Source organism: Pseudomonas sp. 32A, assembly GCF_052682255.1.
In genome coordinates this window covers 6,783,817-6,806,172 of record NZ_JBQYLY010000001.1, presented here as the reverse complement: position 1 = coordinate 6,806,172, position 22,356 = coordinate 6,783,817, and the positions used below count along the sequence as shown (strand labels likewise).

Genomic DNA, 22,356 nt, shown 5'->3' with positions numbered 1-22,356 from the left:
GTGAAAAAAAGCACGCGAGCAGCCCTCCAGATGAAGATTGCTCATGATCAACGCTGACGATTATCGGGAATTCAGCCGGCGCAAGCCAATGCAAAGGTGGCCTGGGCGGTTTTTTTGCGGGTGATCAGCAGGGTAGCAGGGCCTTGGGACAGGTCTTCTGCCAGTGCCAGGGCGGCACTTTCCGCGATGCCGTAGCAACCGGTATAAGCAAAAACCGTCTCCGACTTATGGCTCAATCGATCTTCATAGGGCGCCAATTGCGCCGCACTGAAAACCACCAAAGGCAGCTCCAGAATCTCTGCCAACTCAAGTAGCCCCGGCTCATCCTGCTTGCGATCAAGGCTGGCCATCGCAGTGATGCGCTGGCGCTCAATGCCACCCTCGGCGAGGGCGGCGTTGAACAGTTCAAGCAGGATGTCGACAGAGCAACCCCGCTGACAACCCAGGCCAACCGCCAGGATCATGCCGAATACTGACCATCACGGTTACGGCGAAACAACCAGGCACTGATCAACCCCAGCGCCAGCCAGAAGGCAACGTTGGTCAACTGCGAAGCAATCTTGAACTGAGCTTCCAGGGCTTCCGGCGCCAGCATCGAGTGGACTTCCGGCTGTGGTGCGCCAATTACATGGGGCACCGCCAGGATTGCCACGCCGAGGATTTTCAGCAGCCAGTTACGACCGAACACAATCAGCGCGATACCGGCAGCGGTGGAGGCGGCAGTGCCGATCCACCAGATTTGCCGTTGCGCCAGGTCTGCCGCCGCCGTGCCCGGCAGTTCAGGCGGCAAGCCCAGGGTCGGCGCCAACACAAAGGTGGCGTAACCGGCCAGGCCCCACAGCAGGCCTTGGGCCGTGCGGGTCGGTGCACGCAAGGTGTACAGGCCGGCAAGCATCAGGGCAAAACCCACGGCAACCACCAGGTTACCGCCCGTGGTCGACAGCACACGCTGCCAGCCATCTTCCGGCTCCCAGGCTTCGGCGTCGTGGCTGTGGGCCGCAGCGCCGGCATGCTCATGCACTTCGGTGGCCACGGGGGCTTTTTCGAAGGTTTCCGCCTGCAGAATCAGTGGGGCAACCCAGAAGCTTTGCAGCAAGGTCAGCAGCAAGGCGGCCAGAAGACCGGTGAAACCTGCGGTTTGGGCAATACGCTTGATCATGTCGGCAGGTCTCAGTGGCACGGGAACGCGGCGCTGTGGCGGGTATCGTGGGCGGCGTTGTGCACCGCTTCGATGTGCGAGAAACCGGCGAAATACACCAGGCACGCGCCGAGGATCGACGCGCCGATGGCAGCGGTCAGGCGTTGGCTCAGGGTGGCGGTGGTGCTGGCGGTAGAGGCGGTGCTGCTGATGATCGACATGGCGCGTCCCTTCAGGGTTCAGGGTGCACGAGCGCATGAAAACCCCGCGAGCCAGGCACGCAGGGTTCTGAACAGCGCCCGCCCACCGCGGGTTTGTTATCTGATTTTTTTCGGGCCGGTCTCCGGGCTTGCGAGGGGCCTGGGCCTTGAAAGCATCACCTTCCCATGCCCTGGAGGCACAGTGGTTTTGACGCTTCACTCGCTTACCGTTGCGGGGGCAGCACCGGACTCGTCACGCCCTTGAGTAAAGGAACATGACTCACCGGTTTCCCGTTTCACCCTGTGAAGGGCACCCGAAACAAGATGTGTAGGAGAGCATGGGCGGGCGATGGGCGTCAAATCGCCGCGTTAACCCCAGCGTTTGAACAACACACTGGCATTCACGCCACCAAAGCCAAATCCATTGGAAATCGCGTATTCAATCGGCAACGGCCGGGCTTGGCCCCGGACCATATCCAACCCTTCGGCAGCGGGGTCCGGGTTGTCCAGGTTGAGGGTGGCCGGGGCAATCTGATCGCGCAGGGCGAGCACAGTGAAGATCGCCTCGATCCCGCCCGCTGCGCCCAACAGATGGCCGGTCGCCGACTTGGTGGCGCTGATCGCGACGCTGGCATTTGCACCGAACAGCGTATTGATCGCCGCCAGCTCGCCGTTGTCACCTACGGGGGTCGACGTGGCATGGGCGTTCAAGTGCTGGATCTGTGCGGCGCTGATCCCTGCTTGCGCAATCGCGAGCTCCATTGCCCGGCGTGCACCTGAGCCATCTTCCGGCCCCGAGGTCATGTGATAGGCGTCGGCACTGGTGCCATAGCCCACCAGTTCCGCGATGGGCGTGGCGCCGCGAGCCAGTGCATGCTCCAGTTCCTCGATCACCAATATCCCGGCACCTTCGCCCATCACAAAACCATCGCGGCCTTGATCGAACGGGCGCGAAGCCAGTGCCGGCGTGTCGTTGTAATCGCTGGACAGCGCTCGCGCCGCAGCAAAACCGCCGAGGCTGACCCGGTGGATGCAGGCTTCGGCGCCGCCACACACGGCGATGTCGATTTCCCCTGCACGGATCATGCGCGCGGCATCACCAATCGCCTGTACGCCGGCGGCGCAAGCAGTGACGGGGGAGCCCAGCGGACCTTTCAGTTGATGCTGGATCGACACATGCCCGGCTGCCATGTTGCCGAGGAATGACGGAATCGTGAACGGCGACAGGCGGCGTGGTCCTTTGCTGTCAGCCGTTCGGACGGCCTCGGCAATCGCGGGAAAACCACCCACGCCGGAAGCGATAATGGTCGCAGTACGTTCCTGCTGCGAGGGCGTTTGCGGACTCCAGCCCGCCTGGGCCAGGGCCTCTTGCGCGGCGGCCAGGGCAAACACGATGAACCGGTCCATCTTGCGTTGTTCCTTGGCCGGGATGACAGTGTCCGGGTCAAAGCCGGCTTCAGGGTCTTGGGTGCGGTCGAGCACTTGGCCGCCGATGCTGATTGCCAGGTCGCCGATCAATGCCTCGGGTAGCCTGCGAATCCCGGATTCACCGGCCAGCAGGCGTTTCCAGGTCTGTTCCACGCCGGTTGCCAGCGGGGTCACTGCACCCATGCCGGTCACAACAATTCGCTTACTCATGATCGCTTAGCTCCGCAAATTTCAGGTTGGTAGCATTGCATGGACGAAGCTATCATTATGAAAGTAACATCCGATAGCTTAAATTTCCGTAGCCGCCCCACAGAGGAACTGCAATGCAACGTAAGTCGCTGGTGAATGCCGAATGCCCGGTAGCCCGTGGAGTGGAGCGGGTAGGCGAGTGGTGGAGCATCCTGATCATGCGCGACGCGCTGCAGGGCCTGCGCCGTTTCGATGAGTTTTCCCAGAGCCTGGGCATCGCTCCGAACATGCTGACTCGCCGGCTCAACAGCCTAGTGGACGCGGGGCTGTTGGAGCGCCGGCAATACAGCGAGCGGCCGCCACGTTTCGAATACGTGCCGACGCCGGTCGGCGAGGATTTCCGGGTGGTGATCATGGCGTTCGTCGGTTGGGGCAACCGCCATTTCGCCAACGAAGGTGAAAGCCTGCAATTGGTCGACCGGGAAACCCGGCGCCCGGTGGAAGTGGCGGTGGTGGATGCCGACGGCGCGCGCGTGTCCGTCGAGCAATGCAGCGTTCAAGCCGGGCCTGCCGCCAGCGAGGGCATGCTGGAGCGCCTGGCGCTGCTTCGCGCCAAACGCTCGGACATTGACCCGTCCCTGCGCACTGCGTAGCCTTGCACCTTCGAGGTTCTTCGGCCCAGGCCGAAGCTAAGAAGGGAACGCGGTCAATGCCGCGGCTGCCCCCGCAACTGTAAAGGGTTTATCTGACTGCCACGCCACTGCCTGAACAAGGCGGGAAGGCGCAGCCAGCGCCGGCCTCACCGCCGGCAAGCCCCAAGCCAGGAGACCTGCCTCGCAACCGATTTTCTACTTCAACCGGGCGGGGTGATCCGGTGGCGAATTCTGCTTCTGCGCACCCGCGCAGGGCCACTCGTCCCGTATGCCCGCCCCAAAGGGCATCCGATGAAAACACTGGCCAAACTCCCCGTCACCATCGTTACCGGCTTCCTCGGCTCGGGCAAGACCACCCTGCTGCGCCACATGCTGGACAACGCCCAGGGGCGCCGCATCGCGGTGATCGTCAACGAGTTCGGCGAGCTGGGCATTGACGGTGAAATCCTCAAGCAATGCTCCATCGGCTGTACCGAAGAAGAAGCCAACGGCCGCGTCTACGAATTGGCCAATGGCTGCCTGTGCTGCACGGTCCAGGAAGAGTTCTTCCCGGTGATGCGCGAACTGGTGGCCCGTCGCGGCGACCTCGACCATATCCTCATCGAAACCTCGGGCCTGGCCCTGCCAAAACCCTTGGTCCAGGCGTTCCAGTGGCCGGAAATCCGCAGCGCCTGCACCGTTGACGCCGTGATCACCGTGGTTGACAGCCCAGCCGTAGCCGCCGGCACGTTCGCCGCCTTCCCGGACCAGGTCGACGCTCAGCGCAAGCTCGACCCGAACCTGGACCACGAATCCCCACTGCACGAGCTGTTCGCCGACCAACTGGCCAGCGCCGACCTGGTGATCCTCAACAAGTCCGACCTGATCAGCCCTGAAGACCTGGCCCGTGTGCGCCTGGAAGTGGCTGAAGAACTGCCGCCGGCGGTCAAAATCATCGAAGCCAGCAGCGGTCGCCTGCCGCTGGACGTGTTGATCGGCCTGGGCGCCGGCTCCGAAGAACACATCGACGGTCGCCACAGCCATCACGATCATCACCACGAAGGTGAGGACGACCACGATCACGACGCCTTCGATTCCATCTCCATCGAACTGCCCCAAGCCGACGAAAGCCTGCTGCTGGACGCTTTGACGCAACTGGTGGTCAAGCACGGCATCCTGCGGGTCAAGGGTTTCGCAGCGATCCCGAACAAACCGATGCGCCTGCTGATCCAGGGCGTAGGCACGCGTTTCGACAAGCACTTTGACCGCGCCTGGCGCGCCGATGAGCCCCGCGCCACGCACCTGGTGCTGATCGGCCAGGAACTGGACGCCGCCTTGCTTGAAGCGCAACTGCGCGCCGCCCTCAGCGTTTAACCCATGCACCTGCTCAGGACTCAGCCCGGCGGTTTCGTTTCGGATGACAACATCGCCGACCTTGGACAGACTCCCGCCGAGCTGGTGATCCTGTGCAGCGGTGATTCCAGCCTGGCGCTGCTGGCCGAAGCGGCCCAGCAACTGCCCGAGAGTTACCCGAGCCTGCGCCTGGCCAATCCGATGCAGGTGCAGAACCATGCCTCGGTCGACCTGTATGTGGACGAGGTATTGCGCCACGCCAAGGTCATCCTGATTTCGCTGCACGGCGGCATCGGTTATTGGCGCTACGGTATCGAGCGCCTGGTGGAGTTGGCCGAGCGCGGCGTGCAGCTGATCCTGGTGCCGGGTGATGATCGCCCGGACCCGGAACTCAGCGGCCTCAGCACCGTGGGGGCCGAGGAGCGTGATCGGCTCTGGCATTTCCTGCGCCAGGGCGGCTTGGGGAATGCGCTGGATTTCTATCGTTGCCTGGCGGCCAGCTACCTTGGCCGCGATTACGCTTGGGACGAGCCGCAAACCCTGCCGCGTACGGCGATTTATCACCCGCACAAAGCCAATGCCCGTCTCAATGATTGGCAGGCCGACTGGCATGCTGATTTTCCGGTGGCGGCGGTGCTGTTCTACCGCTCGCATTTGCAGGCGGCCAACACCGGCTTTATCGATGTGTTTTGCCAACGCTTGCAGGCGGCGGGTCTTAACCCGTTGCCGATGGCGGTGGCCAGTTTGAAAGAACCCGGCTGCCTGACGGTGGTCGAGGACTTGCTGGACGAGGTGCACGCCTCGGTGATTCTGAACACCACCGGCTTTGCCCAATCCAGCCCCGAAGCCCCGCACCTGCGGCCGTTTCGCCGCAATATCCCGGTGATCCAGGCGATTTGCGCCCAGGACAACGAGCCCGGCTGGCAGGCCAGCGAGCAAGGCCTCGGCCCACGTGACCTGGCGATGCACATCGCGTTGCCGGAACTGGACGGGCGCATCATCAGCCGGCCCATCAGCTTCAAAGACCTGGCCTGGCGCAGCGAGCGCAGCCAGTCGGATGTGGTCTGCTATCGCGCGCAGCCGGAGCGCATGGACTTTGTCGCCGAACTGGCGCGGCGTTGGGTGGAACTGGCGCGGGTGCCGAATGGCGAAAAGCGCATCGCGCTGATCCTCGCCAACTACCCGACCCGGGATGGGCGTATCGGCAATGGTGTGGGGCTCGACACGCCAGCCGCTGCGCTGAACATCTTGCGCGCATTAAAGACCGAAGGTTATCCGCTGCCGGACGTCCTGCCGGAAAGCGGCACGGCGCTGATCCAGGAACTGTTGGGCGGTGTCAGCAACGACCTGGACAGCCTCGACCTGCGTCCGTGTCACCAAAGCCTGGCGCTCGACGACTACGAAGCGATGTTCAACCGCTTGCCCGAGTCTAACCGCCAAGCGGTTTTGGCACGCTGGGGCACACCTCATACCGATCCGATGTTCCGCGACGGCCGCATGATGATTGCCGGCCTGCGTTTCGGCCTGACCTTCGTCGGCATCCAGCCGGCCCGGGGTTACCAGGTCGACGCCAGTGCCGTTTATCACGACCCGGACCTGGTGCCGCCCCACGGTTACCTGGCGTTCTACTTGTGGTTGCGCCAGACCTACGGCGCCCACGGCGTGATCCACGTCGGCAAGCACGGCAACCTGGAGTGGCTGCCGGGCAAGGGCGTCGGGCTTTCCGAAAACTGCTGGCCGGACGCATTGCTGGGGCCGTTGCCGAATATCTACCCGTTTATCGTCAACGACCCGGGCGAGGGCGCCCAGGCCAAGCGCCGTACCCAGGCGGTGATCATCGATCACCTGATGCCGCCGCTGACCCGCGCCGAAACCTACGGGCCGTTGCGCGACCTGGAGCTGCTGGCCGACGAGTATTACGAAGCACAACTCCTCGACCCTCGACGGGCCCGCGAGCTGCAAAAGGACATCCTCAAGCTGGTGCGGGAAACCCGTATCGACCAGGAACTGGCCCTGGACGAAAGCCTCAACAGCGATGCCGACGCGGCGATCTGGCTGCCGCGCCTGGACACTTACCTGTGTGACTTGAAGGAGTCGCAGATTCGCGATGGCCTGCACATTTTCGGCGAGTCGCCCGAGGGCCGTTTGCGCATCGACACCTTACTGGCCTTGCTGCGCATTCCGCGTGGCGATGGTCGCGGGCCGCAATCGAGCCTGCTGCGGGTATTGGCCAAGGCTTTCGAGCTGGGCTTCGACCCGCTGGACTGTGCCCTGGCCGAGCCGTGGACCGGGCGCCGTCCATTGGTGTTGCAGAAGATCGACACACAATTGTGGCGCACCGCCGGCGACACCCGTGAACGCCTGGAGCTGTATGCCGCGCGCCTGATCGAGCAGGCCCTGGAAGGTGCGGTGGAGCAGCTTGAAGAGCCCGGTTGGGAAGACGTCAAGTCGGTGATCGAGAGCCTGCGCATCGTCGTCGCACCGCGCCTGGATGCCTGCGGCCCGGCGGAAATGCGCGGGTTGCTGGACGCATTGAGCGGGCGCTTCGTCCCGGCCGGGCCCAGCGGTGCGCCGAGCCGGGGCCGCTTGGACGTATTGCCCACCGGGCGCAATTTCTTCTCGGTGGATGTGCGCAACCTGCCAACCACCACTGCCTGGCGCATCGGCTTCCAGTCGGCGAACCTGATTCTTGAGCGTCACCTGCAGGATCATGGCGACCACTTGCGCCAGCTCGGCCTGTCGGTGTGGGGCACTGCCACCATGCGCACCGGCGGCGACGACATTGCCCAGGCCATGGCGCTGATGGGCGTGCGCCCGGTATGGGCCACGGGCAGCCAGCGGGTGGATGACTTTGAAATCCTGCCCATCAGCCTGCTGGACCGGCCACGTGTGGATGTGACCTTGCGCGTGTCGGGCTTCTTCCGCGATGCGTTCGCCAACCTGATCCGCCTGTTCGACGCGGCGGTGCAAGCCGTGGCGGCGCTGGACGAACCCGACGACCTGAACCCCCTGGCCGCCAAGGTGCGCAGTGAGCGCGAAGCGTTGCGCCTGTCGGGCCTGGACGAGGAAGCGGCGGCGAAGCAGGCCGGTTGGCGGATCTTCGGCGCCAAGCCCGGGGCCTACGGCGCCGGCGTGCAGGGCGCGATTGACGGGCGCGTGTGGCAGAGCCGCGAAGACCTGGCGGAGGTTTACCTGAACTGGGGCGGCTACGCCTATGGCGGCTCCGATGAAGGCACCGCCGCCCGCGAACAGTTTGCTCAGCGTTTGAGCCAGGTGCAGGCGGTGTTGCAGAACCAGGACAACCGCGAGCATGACCTGCTCGACTCCAATGATTACTACCAATTCCAGGGCGGCATGCTTGCAGCCGTGGAAACCCTGAGCGGTGACAAGGCCGCCAGCTATCATGGTGACCACAGTCAGCCGGACCTGCCGAAGATCCGCACGCTGAAGGAAGAGCTGAACCGGGTGATCCGTGCCCGGGCGGCCAATCCGAAGTGGATTGAAGGGGTGAAGCGCCACGGTTACAAAGGCGCGTTCGAGATGGCCGCCACCGTGGACAATCTGTTCGCGTTCGACGCCACCACGGCGTTGATCGACGATCATCAATACGCGTTGCTGGCGGATGCCTACTTGCTGGACCCGGACACCCGCGCCTTTGTGCAGCAGCACAACCCGGATGCCCTGCGGGACATGACCGAACGCATGCTCGAAGCCCAGCAACGCGGCATGTGGCAGGAACCCGGCGCGTACCGCGAGGCGTTGGAAAACCTGTTGTTGGATATAGAAGAAGGCAGTTGATGACCGACCTCCCGCATTTCCCGCTGTCCGCCGTTGTCGGTGCCGACGACTTGAAACTGGCCCTGTGCCTGACCGCCATCGACCCGAAAATCGGCGGTGTGCTGATCGAAGGCCCGCGCGGCATGGCCAAGTCCACCCTGGCCCGTGGCCTGGCGGACCTGCTCGCCAGCGGCCAGTTCGTTACGCTGCCGTTGGGCGCTACCGAAGAGCGTCTGGTGGGCACCCTCGACCTGGACGCGGCGCTCGCCGAAGGCCGCGCCCAGTTTTCCCCCGGCGTACTGGCCAAGGCTGACGGCGGCGTGCTCTATGTCGATGAAGTCAATTTGCTGCCCGATCATCTGGTGGACCTGCTGCTGGACGTGGCCGCCAGCGGCACCAACCTGATCGAGCGCGACGGCATTTCCCACCGGCATTCGGCGCGCTTCGTGCTGATCGGCACCATGAACCCGGAAGAGGGCGAGTTGCGCCCGCAACTGCTCGACCGGTTTGGCTTCAACGTGGCGCTCAGCGGGCACACCCAGCCGGTGGAGCGTGGGCAGATTATCCGTCGCCGCCTGGATTTCGACAGCGACCCTCAGGGCTTCTGCGGGCACTGGGCCGATCAGCAGGCCGCGTTGCGTGAGCGCTGCACTCAGGCGCGGGCTCTACTGGATAGCATTCCGCTGGATGACCAGGCGCTGGCGCAGATCACCGAACGTTGTTTTGCTGCGGGCGTCGATGGCCTGCGCGCCGACCTGGTCTGGCTGCGCGGCGCCCGTGCCCATGCGGCCTGGCGGGGTGCGACGGTCATCGGCGAGGAAGATATCGAAGCCGTTGCGGAATTTGCCCTGCGTCACCGGCGCCAGGAGCAATCACCGCCTGCTACGCCGCCTGCAGGCGGTCAATCAGCCAAGCCCAATGATTCAACAGAAGGCCAGGGCCAATGGGGCGACATGCCCGCGCCTGCGCTGACCACGGGGGCTCGCCGGGACGTGCCCACCTGGCCAAAAAAGCCCTAGGCATCCGCCCCAGGCCTCCAGCGGGGGCGGATGCGCGGCCCAAGGCGGGTCGACTGGACAAGGGCCGGCGAGGCCAGGCGCGCAGCGCGGCCGAAGGTTCGATCAACTGGCCGGGTACCTTGCTCGGCGGGCGGCCGCAGCGTCGTGAAGATCTGTTGTATCAACTGCGCAGCCGCACGCCCCATGAACTGTGGCTGGTGATTGTCGATGCTTCGGCGTCCACCCGGCGGCATCAGGCGCTGAGCGATGCCAAGGGATTACTGGCCCAACTGTTCGACGATGCCTATCGACAGCGGGCGCGGATGGCGTTGCTCACCGCGAGCGGACAGTCGCCAAAGTGGCAGGTGCAGGGATTAAAGGCGGCAAAAGGGCTGGGTCATTGGCTTGATGGCCTCGGTGCAGGCGGTGGCACGCCATTGTTGGCAGCGCTGAACGAAGCGGGGCACTGGCTGGCGGCTCGTCGCAAACGTTACCCGGTGGAGCAGCAGCGGTTGCTGGTGATCACCGATGGGCGACTGAAGGATGTGGCAGGGCTGCCGCAGCTGGACTGCCCGGGCGTACTGGTGGACATCGAGCGCGGCCCGATCCGCTTGGGTCGCGCGAAAGCGCTGGCTACCGGGCTGCAGGTGGATTATCGGCACATCGATCACCTGTAAGCCCCCCGTCCGTAAATCCGTCCGTAGCAGCTGTCGAGCGTCAGCGAGGCTGCGTCGGGCGCGACTCGGTAATGGAGGATGACTCGGCAATTGCGGTGCTGCCGACGCAGCCTCGCTGGCGCTCGACAGCGGCCACGGGGGTGCCGGGTACGTTCGGCCACAGATCTGCCACCAGGAACAGCCGTTCGGCTTCTTCCCATTCTCCTTCGCTGTTTTCCACCAGGCGCACGAGCAATTGCGCGGGCGCCATGGGGTCCAGTTCGGTGAGCCAGTCTCGCATCCGGGCCTCATCCCAAGCTCCATCCGCCGGGTAGTGCGCCGGTGCCAGCCACGCATGGCGGGGTAGCGGCTGCCAGCGACCGGCGGGACTTTGCTCGATAAACCTCGACCAATCGCGCTGATGCAACCAGCGGCCATTCAGGTGCTGCGGATGCGTGCCCACCGGCGCCTGCGCCATGCCGGGCCATGGGTAGAGCAAGTACCCGCCCAGCCATAGATGGGCATCAAATCTCTGGATATCCAACGCTGCCAGTATTTCGCGGCTTTCCGGCCGGGCGGAAATCGGCAATTGATGCTGCGCCAGATGGGCCAGTTTGCGGTCGAGCCGGTCATGACAGCCCGGGCCCAGCCATTGCGCGGTGTCCCGGCCGTCGCCGTCCTGGGGCCCGAGATAAAGTTTGATCGCCAGTTCCAGGTGGTGCACGCCATCACGGTCGCGCAGCAGCATGTCCAGCTCGCCCAGGGTATGCCCGGCCTGGCGGATCGGCAGGTTGGCCGCCAGCAATTCCACGCCCGGCGCATGCTGCACGGCGAATTGCCACAGCCGTTCGTAATACAGCCCCAACCGACGGGTACGTGCCTGGCTCAGCCAATGCAGCAAGGCGCTGCTGTCCTGGTCCAGTTGGCGCAGCCAGTGTTCCAGCAAATGCGGGGCCTGCACCCAGTCGCTGCCGGTCAACGGGTGGCGTTGTGGCCAGGGCGTCTGCTCAAGCATCGGCGGGGCGAGCATCACCCACGCGAGGTCGCGCACCTCGGGGTGACGCAGTTGGCGGGGCAGGTGCTGTAAATCAGGGAACAGAGTCATGGTCCGAGCATAGCCTTTTACAGCCGGGAAGGGGGCTGAGAACCGTTGTCGTCTGGGGTTTGCGGCGACAAAGGATTTTGTGTAACGCCGGCTTTCGCCCATAATCGTTCTTTTTTGCCAGAACCCGAACCCCGCAGGAGCCCCATGGAGCAATTTCGCAATATCGGCATTATCGGTCGCCTGGGCAGTACCCAGGTGCTGGACACCGTCCGCCGGCTGAAAAAGTTTCTGCTCGAGCGCCACCTGCATGTGATCCTCGAAGACACCATCGCTGAAATCCTCCCCGGCCACGGCCTGCAAACCTCGTCGCGCAAGATGCTCGGTGAAGTCTGCGACATGGTGATCGTGGTAGGCGGTGACGGCAGCCTGTTGGGCGCCGCGCGTGCGCTGGCGCGGCATAACGTGCCGGTGCTGGGGATCAACCGCGGGAGCCTGGGGTTTCTCACCGATATTCGCCCCGACGAGCTGGAAGTCGAAGTGGCCAAGGTGCTGGACGGCCATTACCTGGTGGAAAACCGCTTCCTGCTGCAAGCCGAAGTGCGCCGCCATGGCGAAGCCATCGGCCAGGGCGACGCCCTCAATGACGTGGTGCTGCACCCCGGCAAGTCGACGCGGATGATCGAGTTCGAGTTGTACATTGACGGGCAGTTCGTGTGCAGCCAGAAGGCCGACGGCCTGATCGTCGCCACGCCTACCGGGTCCACGGCCTATGCGCTGTCGGCCGGCGGGCCGATCATGCATCCCAAGCTGGATGCCATTGTGATCGTGCCGATGTACCCCCATATGTTGTCCAGCAGACCTATCGTGGTCGACGGCAACAGTGAGCTGAAAATCGTGGTGTCCAAAGACATGCAGATCTACCCGCAAGTCTCCTGCGACGGGCAGAACCATTTCACCTGCGCCCCCGGTGACACCATCACCGTGAGCAAAAAGGCACAGAAGTTGCGGTTGATCCACCCGCTGGACCACAACTACTACGAAGTGTGCCGTATACCAAGCTGGGCTGGGGCAGCCGCTTGGGGGGTGGAGGCGACTGATGCTTGATCCCGCGCGTAGCTACGACCTGATTGGTGACGTGCACGGCTGTGCTCATACCCTTGAGCACTTGCTCGACCGGTTGGGTTACCACAAGCAGGGCGGTACCTGGCGGCATCCGTCGCGAATGGCCGTGTTCCTCGGCGATATCATCGACCGTGGCCCGCGCATTCGCGAGGCGCTGCATATCGTCCACGACATGACCGAGGCCGGCCAGGCGCTGTGCATCATGGGTAACCATGAGTTCAACGCGCTGGGCTGGAGTACGCCGGCGCCCCCGGGTAGCGGCAAGCAGTTCGTGCGCGAGCACACGCCACGCCACGCGCGGTTGATCCAGGAGACGCTGACGCAGTTCGAGCAGCACCCGGCGGACTGGCACGACTTCCTCGGCTGGTTCTACGACATGCCGCTGTTTGTCGATGCCGGACGTTTCCGCGTGGTGCACGCCTGCTGGGACAACGGCTTTATCGAACCCCTGCGCGCGCATTTCCCGGACGGCTGCATCGACCAGCACTTCCTGCAAGCCGCCGCCGTGCCCGGCAGTTTCGCCAGCAACGCCTTCGACCGCCTGCTGCGCGGCACCGACATGCGCCTGCCGGACGGCCTGACCTTGACCGGCGGTGACGGCCTGACGCGCTCGTTCTTCCGTACCAAGTTCTGGGAAGACGACCCGAAAACCTACGGCGACATCGTGTTCCAGCCTGATGCGCTGCCGGAACCGGTAGCTGCCACGCCGCTGTCGTCCACTGAAAAGAATTCCCTGCTGCGCTACGGCGTCGACGAGCCGTTGCTGTTCGTCGGTCACTACTGGCGCAGCGGCAAACCGGCGCCGATCCGCCCGAACCTGGCCTGCCTGGACTACAGCGCGGTGCTGTACGGCAAGTTGGTGGCTTACCGACTGGATCAGGAAACTCGCCTGGACCCGCGTAAATTTGTCTGGGTCGATGTCGAGCGCCCCGAGGTTATTACATGAGTACCGTGGCTGTATTACGCCTGCCGCTGGCAGTGGATTTGAGTGGTTTCGTCACGCTGCTGCAACGCATGCAAGTGCCCCATCGCGTCAGCGAAGAAGCCGGGGAGCAAGTGCTGTGGGTGCCCGACTCCATCAGCGAAGACGTGAAGGTCTTATACCAGCGCTTTCCGGCCGGTGACCCGGACCAGCAACTGGATATTCCGGCACAGGCGGCGACAGTCAAGCGTCCGGGGTTTGTCCAGCAGTTGCGCCACAGCCCGGTGACCGGACTTATCCTGCTGCTGAGCATCATCGTCGGCGCTGTCACGCTGCTGGGGGATAACCTGCAAGCCATGAGCTGGCTGACGTTCCTGCCGTTCAGTGTGTCGGGTGAGTACCTTCAATTCACGCCGCTGGCCGACAGCCTTGCATCGGGGCAGTGGTGGCGGTTGGTCACGCCGATGCTGATTCACTTTGGCATCCTGCACCTGGCCATGAACGGCATGTGGTACTGGGAACTGGGAAGGCGTATTGAGCTGCGCCAGGGCAGTATCAACCTGCTGGGCCTGACGCTGTTGTTCAGCCTGGTGTCGAACTACGCTCAATATTCTTTTGGTGGTCCTGGCCTGTTTGGCGGGTTGTCCGGGGTGCTGTACGGCTTGCTCGGGCATTGCTGGATCTATCAGTTGTTGTCGCCGAACCCGGCGTATCGCCTGCCTCGCGGGGTGTTGGTGATGATGCTGGTGTGGCTGGTGCTGTGCCTCTCGGGCCTGGTCTCGATGATCGGTTTCGGCGAAATCGCCAATGCGGCCCACGTGGGTGGCCTGGTGATGGGTTGCCTGACCGGTTTGTTGGGTGGCTTGTACAGCCGCCGCAAAATGTCTCCTATTTAGTTAAGGAAGAGTCTTATGTCCTCTTTTGTCGAAATGATCGAAAACATCACCCCGGACATCTACGAGAGCCTCAAGCTCGCCGTGGAAATCGGCAAGTGGTCCGATGGCCGCAAGCTCACCGCCGAGCAGCGTGAACTGTCGTTGCAGGCGGTGATCGCCTGGGAACTGCAGAACCTGCCGGAAGACCAGCGCACCGGCTACATGGGCCCGCAGGAATGCGCCTCGAAGTCGGCGCCGGTGCCGAACATCCTGTTCAAGTCGGATGCCATCCATTGATTGAGATTGGCCGTGGTGCAGTCAGCAAGATGTCGGCGCAGTTGGGTGAGCCGACCGTTCAATACGCGTTTCGCCTGGGCGACATCGAGGTGCCGGTCAACCCGTTGATCGGCACCACCGTGCGCCTGGAATTCCTCGGTGCGATTCATTGCACCCATTGCGGTCGCAAGACCAAGACCAGTTTCAGCCAGGGTTACTGCTACCCGTGCATGACCAAACTGGCCCAGTGCGACCTGTGCATCATGAGCCCCGAGCGCTGCCATTACGACGCAGGCACCTGCCGCGATCCGGCCTGGGGTGAAAAATTCTGCATGACCGACCACGTGGTCTACCTGGCGAATTCGTCGGGGATCAAGGTCGGCATTACCCGCGCCAGCCAGTTGCCTACCCGCTGGCTGGACCAGGGCGCCAGCCAGGCGCTGCCGATCATGCGGGTTGCCACGCGCCAGCAGTCGGGCTTCGTCGAAGACCTGTTCCGCAGCCAGGTGGCCGACAAGACCAACTGGCGCGCGCTGCTCAAGGGCGACGCCCAGACGGTAAACCTTGCGCAGGTCCGCGACGAACTGTTCGCCAGCTGCGCCGAGGGTTTGCTCGGTTTACAGGAACGCTTTGGCTTGCAGGCCATCCAACCGGTGACTGACATCGAACCGATCCAAATCCGCTACCCGATCGAGCAGTATCCGACCAAGATCGTCAGCTTCAACCTGGACAAGAACCCGATTGCCGAAGGCACGCTGATGGGGGTTAAGGGCCAATACCTGATCTTCGATACCGGCGTGATCAACATTCGTAAATACACGGCCTACCAGCTCGCCGTGCATCAGTAGAAGGACGACAGACATGCGCACCGAACAGCCGAAGATGATTTACCTGAAGGACTATCAGGCGCCGGACTACCTGATCGACGAGACGCACCTGACCTTCGAGTTGTTCGAGGACCATAGCCTGGTCCACGCGCAGCTGGTGATGCGCCGCAACCCCGAGCGCGGCGCCGGCCTGCCGCCGCTGGTGCTGGATGGACAGCAGCTGGAGCTGCTGTCGGTAAACCTGGCCGACCAGGAACTGACCGACGCCGACTACCAGTTGAGCGACAGCCACCTGACCGTGCACCCCACCAGCGCGACCTTCACCCTCGACACCACGGTGAAGATCCACCCGGAAACCAACACCGCCCTGGAAGGCCTGTACAAATCCGGCGGCATGTTCTGCACCCAGTGCGAGGCCGAAGGTTTCCGCAAGATCACTTATTACCTCGACCGCCCGGACGTGATGAGCGTGTTCACCACCACGGTGATCGCCGAGCAGCACAGCTATCCGGTGCTGCTGTCCAATGGCAACCCGATTGCTTCCGGCCCTGGCGAAGACGGCCGGCACTGGGCGACCTGGGAAGATCCGTTCAAGAAACCGGCTTACCTGTTCGCACTGGTGGCCGGTGATTTGTGGTGCGTCGAAGACACCTTCACCACCATGACCGAGCGCACCGTGGCGCTGCGCATCTATGTCGAGCCGGAAAACATCGACAAGTGCCAGCACGCCATGAACAGCCTGAAGAAGTCCATGCGCTGGGACGAAGAAGCCTATGGCCGCGAGTACGACCTCGACATCTTCATGATCGTCGCGGTCAACGACTTCAACATGGGCGCCATGGAGAACAAGGGCCTCAACATCTTCAACTCCAGCGCCGTGCTGGCCCGCGCCGAAACCGCCACCGACGCCGCGCACCAGCGTGTCGAGGCGATCGTCGCCCACGAATACTTCCACAACTGGTCGGGCAACCGCGTGACCTGCCGCGACTGGTTCCAGCTGTCGCTGAAGGAAGGCTTCACGGTGTTCCGTGATTCGCAGTTCTCTGCCGACATGAACTCGGCCACCGTCAAGCGTATCCAGGACGTAGCCTACCTGCGCACGCACCAGTTCGCCGAAGATGCTGGCCCGATGGCCCACGCGGTACGCCCGGACGGCTTTATCGAGATCTCCAACTTCTACACCCTGACCGTGTACGAAAAGGGCTCGGAAGTGGTTCGCATGATCCAGACCTTGCTCGGCGCCGAAGGCTTCCGCAAGGGCAGCGACCTGTACTTCGAACGCCACGACGGCCAGGCTGTGACCTGCGACGACTTTATCAAGGCCATGGAAGACGCCAATGGCGCCGACCTGACCCAGTTCAAGCGCTGGTACAGCCAAGCCGGTACACCACGCCTGGCGGTGAGCGAGTCCTACGACGCGGCGGCTAAAACCTACAGCCTGACCTTCCGTCAAAGCTGCCCGGAAACCCCGGACAAAGTCGAGAAACTGCCATTCGTGATTCCGGTTGAACTGGGCCTGCTGGACAGCACGGGCGCGGGTATCGCCTTGCGCCTGGCCGGTGAAGCCGCGGCGGGCGCCACGTCCCGGGTGATCTCGGTGACCGAAGCCGAGCAGACCTTTACCTTTGTCGACATTGCCGAACATCCGCTGCCGTCGCTGCTGCGTGGCTTCTCGGCGCCGGTGAAACTGAGCTTCCCGTACAACCGCGACCAATTGATGTTCCTGATGCAGCACGACAGCGATGGATTCAATCGCTGGGACGCCGGCCAGCAACTGTCGGTGCAGGTGTTGCAGGAGCTGATCGCCCAGCATCAGCAGGGCAAGGCACTGGTGCTGGATCAACGCCTGGTCACCGCACTGCGCAGCGTGTTGAGCGATGAAAGCCTGGACCAGGCGATGGTTGCGGAAATGCTGTCGCTGCCGAGCGAAGCCTACCTGACTGAAATCAGCGAAGTGGCGGATGTCGACGCCATCCACGCGGCCCGCGAGTTCGCCCGCAAGCAATTGGCCGATCACCTGTTCGAAGGTTTGTGGCTGCGCTACCAGGCCAACCGCGACCTGTCGAAGAAAACCCCGTACGTGGCCGAGGCGGAACACTTCGCCCGTCGCGCGTTGCAGAACATCGCGCTGTCTTACCTGATGCTCAGCGGCAAGCCGGAAGTGCTGGCGGCAACCCTTGAGCAGTTCGACGCGTGCGACAACATGACCGAGCGCCTGACGGCCTTGGCGGTGCTGGTCAACTCGCCGTTCGAAGAAGAGAAGGCCAAGGCCCTCGCGGTGTTCGCCGAGAACTTCAAGGACAACCCGCTGGTCATGGACCAGTGGTTCAGCGTGCAGGCGGGCAGTGGTTTGCCGGGCGCGCTGGAGCGGGTCAAGGCATTGATGCAGCACCCGGCGTTCAATATCAAGAACCCGAACAAGGTGCGGGCACTGGTGGGCGCGTTTGCCGGGCAGAACCTGATCAACTTCCACGCGGCGGACGGTTCGGGTTATCGGTTCCTGGCCGACCTGGTGATCCAGTTGAACGGCTTCAACCCGCAGATTGCTTCGCGGCAGTTGGCGCCGTTGACCCGCTGGCGCAAGTACGACAGCGCGCGACAGGCGCTGATGAAAGGCGAACTGGAGCGGATTCGCGCTTCGGGCGAGCTCTCCAGCGATGTGTTTGAGGTGGTGAGCAAGAGCCTCGCTTAACTGAGGCTGAGTACTGCATCTGTGGCGAGGGCGCTTGCTCCCGCTGGAGTGCGCAGCGCTCCCAAGATTTTGGGGCCGCTACGCAGCCCAGCGGGAGCAAGCTCCCTCGCCACAATGGGTCTTAGATAACCGGCGGCCAGCGCAGGTCTTGTGCATCATCGTCGGTATAACGTGGGAAGCGCTCCGCGATCATCTCGTGGGGCACGCCCAGCGGTATCGCGCTGGCAGCATCCAGACGGTCCACTTGCTCAGCCGAGAGTTGCACACTCAAAGCGCCCAGGGTGCCATCCAGCTGTTCGCGGGTACGCGGGCCCAGGATCGGAATCAGTGCGGTGGTGGAGCGACGGGCCTTTTCCCGCAGCCAGGCGATGGCGATGTGAGTCGGCGTGGCGTCCAGTTCACCGGCGACGGCCAGCAGGGTGTCGAGCACTGCCGTTTCCCGGGCACTTTTTTCCGCGTGAACCAGAATCCCCAGCTTGCTGGCGCGAGTATCCTCCTGGCTGTTGCGGTACTTTCCGGTAAGAAAACCACCCCCCAACGGTGACCACAACGTGGCGGCCAGACCCAGGGCTTCAGCCATGGGCAGCAGCTCACGGTCGGCTGTGCGTTCGGCCAGGCTATATTCGGTCTGGATCGCTACCAGCGGCGCAAAGCCGCGCACTTCGGCGAGCAGGTCGGCGCGGGCAATGCGCCAGGCAGGGAAGTTGGACAGCCCGGCGTAGTGGATCTTGCCGGCCCGCACCAGGTCATCAAACCCCCGCAGGATCTCTTCCATCGGCGTGACGTTGTCGCTGATATGCGCCCAGAACAGGTCGATGTGATCGGTGTTCAGGCGTTTCAGGCTTTCTTCGACGGCGCGCACCATGTTCTTGCGGTTATTGCCGAGCTTGAGGGTGCCTTCGTCCTGAGGCTGGGTGCGCAAGGTGTACTTGCTGGCGATCACCAGGCGGTCGCGTTCCGACGCAATAAACTCGCCGAGCAGCACTTCCGATTGGCCGAACTGGTAGCCGTTGGCGGTATCGAGGAAATTACCGCCGGCCTCAAGGTAGCCGTCGTAAATCCGCTTGGATTCTTCGCGCTCGGCGCCGTGGCCCCAGCCTGTACCGAAGTTGGCGGTGCCCAGGGCCAACTCCGAAACCCGCAGGCCGCTGCGACGGCCAAAGACTTTATTGCGCATACGAGAACTCCTGACGCTGTGGTTTGGTTTAAATGTTTTGCAACATCTATTTAATATGATGTGAGTCATATTTTTCGTCAAGCGGCTTTTTTTGCCGTTGAAGGGCAGGGCGCCTGCTCCTGACACTTTCTGACAGTGGCCTCTGCTAAGCTTCGCCACCTTCCTTTTTTCGAGCGTGATCAACGTGTCGCGTACCAGCCGTCTGCTGACCTTGTTGCAAGTCCTGCGGGGCAAGAAACGCCCGGTGACGGCCGCCGTGCTGGCGGCGGAACTGGAGATATCCGAACGCACGCTGTACCGCGACATCGCCGAGCTGACGGCGTTGGGCGCGCCGATCTATGGCGAGGCGGGCGTGGGTTATGTACTGCGTGCAGGCCTGTTCCTGCCGCCGCTGATGCTCAATGCCGACGAGACCGAAGCCATCGTGCTGGGCTTGCGGTATGTCGACCAGCGCGGTGATGACGTACTGAGCCAGGCGGCGGCGAATGCCCTGGCGAAGATTGCTGACGTGCTTGATCCTGCGGCCCAGGAAGCGTTGCGCAATCCCACTTTGTTGCCGGGCCCGCCAGGGTTCGGCTACCCGGAAAATCGCGTGCCGCTGAACGTGTTTCGCGAGGCCATTCGCGGCCAGGCCAAGCTGCACATCGATTACGCCGACGCCAGCCAGACCGCCAGCCAGCGCCTGATCTGGCCGCTGGCCCTGGGCTTTCTCAACGAAGTGCGGGTGATCGTTGCGTGGTGCGAATTGCGCGGGGCCTATCGCACCTTCCGCACCGACCGGGTGGCCGCTGCCAGCCTTCACGGCGAGCGTTATCCGGGGCGGCGCAGCGACTGGTTGCGGGCCTGGCGCAAGCTGATGGAACAGAACGAATCCGGGCCATTCACTCCTGACAAGAACTGACACAACGCTGCTTTAGCATGGCTCCATAAATCACTAACAAGGAGCTGTCACCATGTCCCAACCCACCCCCGAACTGGCCCCGGCGATTGCAACCTACATTGCCGCTGCGAATGCTGGCGACACATCCTTGGTCGCCGACTGTTTTGCCGAAGATGCCAACGTGTTCGACGAAGGCGAGCACCAGGTCGGTACCGCGGCCATTGCTCGCTGGATGGAAGACACCGGGCGCCGTTACCAGCCCAAGGTCCAGGTGCTGAATGTGCAGCATCGCACCGGCAAGGTGCTGGTCAGCAACCTGATCACCGGCAGTTTTCCCGGCAGCCCACTGGAGTTGCGTTACACCTTCCGCCTCAATGAGCAGGGCAAGATTTCCCGATTGGATATTTCCCTGTAGCCGTCATGGCATACTGCCGGGCATGACTTTCGACTCGCCACTCGCCGCCTACCAGCACGCTATCACCGAACAGGGTTTCGTCCCCGACGACGCCCAGCGTGAGGCGGTGCAAGCCCTGCAAGATTGCCATCAAGCCCTGCACCATGGGCATGGGCCTATCACCGGGGTGTACCTGTGGGGGCCGGTCGGCCGGGGCAAGACCTGGCTGATGGACCAGTTCTACCAAAGCCTGCGAGTGCCTGCCCGGCGCCAGCATTTCCATCACTTCATGGGCTGGGTGCACCAGCGCTCGTTCCAACTGACGGGCACCCACGACCCCTTGCAGGCCTTGGCCCGTGAACTGAGCCGGGAAGTGCGGGTGCTGTGTTTTGATGAGCTGTTCGTCAATGACATTGGTGACGCGATCATTCTTGGCCGGCTGTTCCAGGTGATGTTCGAGGAAGGCGTGGTGATGGTCTGCACCTCCAACCAGCCACCGGACCAGCTGTACGCCGATGGCTTCAATCGCGATCGTTTCCTGCCGGGAATCGAGGCCATCAAACAGCATATGCGGGTGGTGGCAGTGGATGGCGGGGAAGATCATCGCCTGCATCCGGGGACTGCGCTGCAACGTTATTGGATTGATCAGCCTGGGGCGTTGGCCGAGGTGTTTCGCCAGTTGAGCCCTGGGCAGGCGGTAAGCAGCGCGCCGGTTGCGGTCGGCAACCGCTCCATCGTGGCAGTACAGTCCAGTGAAACGGTGCTGTGGTGTCGTTATGCCGACCTGTGCGAACAGCCGTTGGCCGCCATGGATTTCATGCTGCTGTGTGATCGGTTCAAGGCGATTTTGCTCGGCGAGGTGCCGAATCTAAGCGCACAAAAGCGTCCGGGACGAATCGCTCGTGGCACCGAAGATGCTGCCGAACGGGTGGATGCCGGTGACCGGGAGCTGCCGGAACTGTCGGTGCATGACGACAGCGTCCGGCGTTTCATCGCCCTGGTGGACGAGTGCTACGACCGCAAAGTGCCGCTGTATATCGAGGCCAAAGTACCCCTGGAAAGCCTCTATACCGAGGGTTACCTGGAGTTTCCTTTTCGCCGCACCCTGAGCCGCTTGCAGGAGATGCAACTGGCTCGGTTTGGCGAGCCTGGCGCGCTTTCACGCGGGCAAATGTAGTTAATCTCCTTCATCTAATGCCTGCTCCATGCTTACAATCGATCCCTTTTACGGGGACCGAGTCCCTGTTGCACCGTTAACGAGGAAGGAAATGGACACCCCAGACATCCTGGTGCTGCAAGCCAGCTACACCAATCCGGTACACGCCGAGGCCATTGGCCTGGTGCTCAATCATTACGCCGAAGACCCCATGGGCGGTGGCCAAAGCCTGCCGGCCGACCGTTTGCAGCAACTGCCGGCGGAGTTGGCCAAGCGTGCCCATGCGTTCAGCGTGCTGGCATTTGTCGGCGGCACGCCGGCGGGTCTGGTGAACTGCTTTGAAGGGTTTTCCACCTTTGCTTGCCGTCCGCTGGTCAACGTGCACGACGTGGTGGTCATGGACAAATTCCGCGGCCTGGGTTTGAGCCAGAAGATGCTGCAAAAGGTCGAGGAAATTGCTCGACAGCGCGGCTGCTGCAAGATCACCCTCGAAGTGCTTGAAGGCAATGACGTGGCGCAGTCGGCGTATCGCAAGTTTGGTTTCGAAGACGCTGTATTTGATGCGGAGCATGGCCGCATGTTGTTTTGGAACAAGCCGCTTTAATTAATGTTTATTTAA

Annotated in this window: 20 protein-coding genes, 1 pseudogene and 2 riboswitches; of the genes and pseudogenes, 15 read left to right on the top strand and 6 right to left on the bottom strand. The window is 63.0% G+C overall.

Features of this window, described 5'->3' with window-relative positions; translation table 11 throughout:
• Positions 1-71: 71 nt before the first annotated feature.
• The 4 genes from ACUN0G_RS31165 to fabF all read right to left on the bottom strand — a co-directional run bounded on the left by ACUN0G_RS31165 (position 72) and on the right by fabF (position 2,976).
• On the bottom strand, positions 72-464 hold the full coding sequence (locus ACUN0G_RS31165) for a cobalamin biosynthesis protein (RefSeq protein ID WP_445575273.1): 393 nt from the start codon (positions 462-464) through the stop codon (positions 72-74).
• Entirely contained in the window at positions 461-1,159 is a 699-nt protein-coding gene (locus ACUN0G_RS31160) for a CbtA family protein (protein WP_258345261.1), read from the bottom strand. The genes ACUN0G_RS31165 and ACUN0G_RS31160 overlap by 4 nt, the downstream gene beginning before the upstream one ends.
• Before the next feature lie 11 nt (positions 1,160-1,170).
• Positions 1,171-1,359: a CbtB domain-containing protein gene (locus ACUN0G_RS31155; protein WP_003217883.1), complete on the bottom strand. Its 189-nt coding sequence runs from the start codon at positions 1,357-1,359 to the stop codon at positions 1,171-1,173.
• 96 nt (positions 1,360-1,455) lie between these two features.
• A riboswitch (cobalamin riboswitch) is annotated at positions 1,456-1,671 on the bottom strand.
• 36 nt (positions 1,672-1,707) lie between these two features.
• Positions 1,708-2,976 (bottom strand): beta-ketoacyl-ACP synthase II, encoded by a 1,269-nt coding sequence (gene fabF / locus ACUN0G_RS31150; protein ID WP_445575272.1) that lies wholly within the window; start codon positions 2,974-2,976, stop codon positions 1,708-1,710.
• A gap of 113 nt (positions 2,977-3,089) precedes the next feature.
• On the opposite strand from fabF, the gene ACUN0G_RS31145 reads away from it, so the two are divergent.
• The 5 genes from ACUN0G_RS31145 to ACUN0G_RS31125 all read left to right on the top strand — a co-directional run bounded on the left by ACUN0G_RS31145 (position 3,090) and on the right by ACUN0G_RS31125 (position 10,392).
• Positions 3,090-3,608 carry a winged helix-turn-helix transcriptional regulator gene (locus tag ACUN0G_RS31145; protein ID WP_167664784.1) on the top strand — a complete coding sequence of 173 codons (519 nt, stop codon included), beginning with the start codon at positions 3,090-3,092 and terminating at the stop codon, positions 3,606-3,608.
• A riboswitch (cobalamin riboswitch) is annotated at positions 3,605-3,806 on the top strand. Its footprint overlaps the gene before it by 4 nt.
• A 93-nt stretch (positions 3,807-3,899) precedes the next feature.
• On the top strand, positions 3,900-4,961 hold the full coding sequence (gene cobW, locus ACUN0G_RS31140; RefSeq protein WP_003217887.1) for a cobalamin biosynthesis protein CobW: 1,062 nt from the start codon (positions 3,900-3,902) through the stop codon (positions 4,959-4,961).
• A gap of 3 nt (positions 4,962-4,964) precedes the next feature.
• Positions 4,965-8,738, top strand: a complete 3,774-nt coding sequence (cobN, locus tag ACUN0G_RS31135; RefSeq protein WP_445575271.1) for a cobaltochelatase subunit CobN — start codon at positions 4,965-4,967, stop codon at positions 8,736-8,738.
• Complete coding sequence (locus ACUN0G_RS31130) at positions 8,738-9,736, top strand: ATP-binding protein (protein ID WP_445575270.1); 999 nt, start codon at positions 8,738-8,740, stop codon at positions 9,734-9,736. Before cobN ends, ACUN0G_RS31130 begins: the two co-directional genes overlap by 1 nt.
• Before the next feature lie 53 nt (positions 9,737-9,789).
• The gene (locus ACUN0G_RS31125) at positions 9,790-10,392 is read left to right on the top strand and encodes a vWA domain-containing protein (RefSeq protein ID WP_445575618.1); all 603 of its coding nucleotides are present in this window, start codon (positions 9,790-9,792) and stop codon (positions 10,390-10,392) included.
• Between the two features lie 40 nt (positions 10,393-10,432).
• Here ACUN0G_RS31125 and ACUN0G_RS31120 read toward each other — a convergent pair whose 3' ends face one another.
• A complete protein-coding gene (locus ACUN0G_RS31120) occupies positions 10,433-11,476 on the bottom strand; it encodes a DUF1853 family protein (RefSeq protein WP_445575269.1) in 1,044 nt (347 codons plus the stop codon).
• A gap of 144 nt (positions 11,477-11,620) precedes the next feature.
• Here ACUN0G_RS31120 and ACUN0G_RS31115 point away from each other — a divergent pair.
• The 6 genes and pseudogenes from ACUN0G_RS31115 (at position 11,621) to pepN (ending at position 18,130) form a co-directional block, all read left to right on the top strand.
• Positions 11,621-12,513, top strand: a pseudogene (locus tag ACUN0G_RS31115) (NAD(+) kinase).
• On the top strand, positions 12,510-13,484 hold the full coding sequence (locus ACUN0G_RS31110) for a metallophosphoesterase (RefSeq protein ID WP_318303149.1): 975 nt from the start codon (positions 12,510-12,512) through the stop codon (positions 13,482-13,484). Before ACUN0G_RS31115 ends, ACUN0G_RS31110 begins: the two are co-directional and overlap by 4 nt.
• Positions 13,481-14,356 carry a rhomboid family intramembrane serine protease gene (locus ACUN0G_RS31105; protein WP_445575268.1) on the top strand — a complete coding sequence of 292 codons (876 nt, stop codon included), beginning with the start codon at positions 13,481-13,483 and terminating at the stop codon, positions 14,354-14,356. Before ACUN0G_RS31110 ends, ACUN0G_RS31105 begins: the two co-directional genes overlap by 4 nt.
• Positions 14,357-14,371: 15 nt before the next feature.
• A complete protein-coding gene (locus tag ACUN0G_RS31100) occupies positions 14,372-14,632 on the top strand; it encodes a YeaC family protein (RefSeq protein ID WP_003217900.1) in 261 nt (86 codons plus the stop codon).
• A complete protein-coding gene (locus ACUN0G_RS31095) occupies positions 14,629-15,459 on the top strand; it encodes a DUF2797 domain-containing protein (RefSeq protein ID WP_445575617.1) in 831 nt (276 codons plus the stop codon). Before ACUN0G_RS31100 ends, ACUN0G_RS31095 begins: the two co-directional genes overlap by 4 nt.
• A gap of 13 nt (positions 15,460-15,472) precedes the next feature.
• Complete coding sequence (pepN, locus tag ACUN0G_RS31090) at positions 15,473-18,130, top strand: aminopeptidase N (protein WP_445575267.1); 2,658 nt, start codon at positions 15,473-15,475, stop codon at positions 18,128-18,130.
• Between the two features lie 121 nt (positions 18,131-18,251).
• On the opposite strand, the gene ACUN0G_RS31085 is transcribed toward pepN, so the two are convergent.
• A complete protein-coding gene (locus ACUN0G_RS31085; RefSeq protein ID WP_177071353.1) occupies positions 18,252-19,307 on the bottom strand; it encodes an aldo/keto reductase in 1,056 nt (351 codons plus the stop codon).
• A gap of 184 nt (positions 19,308-19,491) precedes the next feature.
• Here ACUN0G_RS31085 and ACUN0G_RS31080 point away from each other — a divergent pair, with 184 nt between their 5' ends.
• The 4 genes from ACUN0G_RS31080 to ACUN0G_RS31065 all read left to right on the top strand — a co-directional run bounded on the left by ACUN0G_RS31080 (position 19,492) and on the right by ACUN0G_RS31065 (position 22,341).
• A complete protein-coding gene (locus tag ACUN0G_RS31080; protein WP_258345278.1) occupies positions 19,492-20,208 on the top strand; it encodes a helix-turn-helix transcriptional regulator in 717 nt (238 codons plus the stop codon).
• Between the two features lie 52 nt (positions 20,209-20,260).
• The gene (locus ACUN0G_RS31075; RefSeq protein WP_063029487.1) at positions 20,261-20,602 is read left to right on the top strand and encodes a nuclear transport factor 2 family protein; all 342 of its coding nucleotides are present in this window, start codon (positions 20,261-20,263) and stop codon (positions 20,600-20,602) included.
• 22 nt (positions 20,603-20,624) lie between these two features.
• Positions 20,625-21,758, top strand: coding sequence for a cell division protein ZapE (gene zapE, locus ACUN0G_RS31070; RefSeq protein ID WP_445575266.1), 1,134 nt, complete (start codon positions 20,625-20,627; stop codon positions 21,756-21,758).
• Positions 21,759-21,849: 91 nt separating this feature from the next.
• Positions 21,850-22,341: a GNAT family N-acetyltransferase gene (locus ACUN0G_RS31065; protein ID WP_421523692.1), complete on the top strand. Its 492-nt coding sequence runs from the start codon at positions 21,850-21,852 to the stop codon at positions 22,339-22,341.
• Positions 22,342-22,356 lie beyond the last annotated feature (15 nt).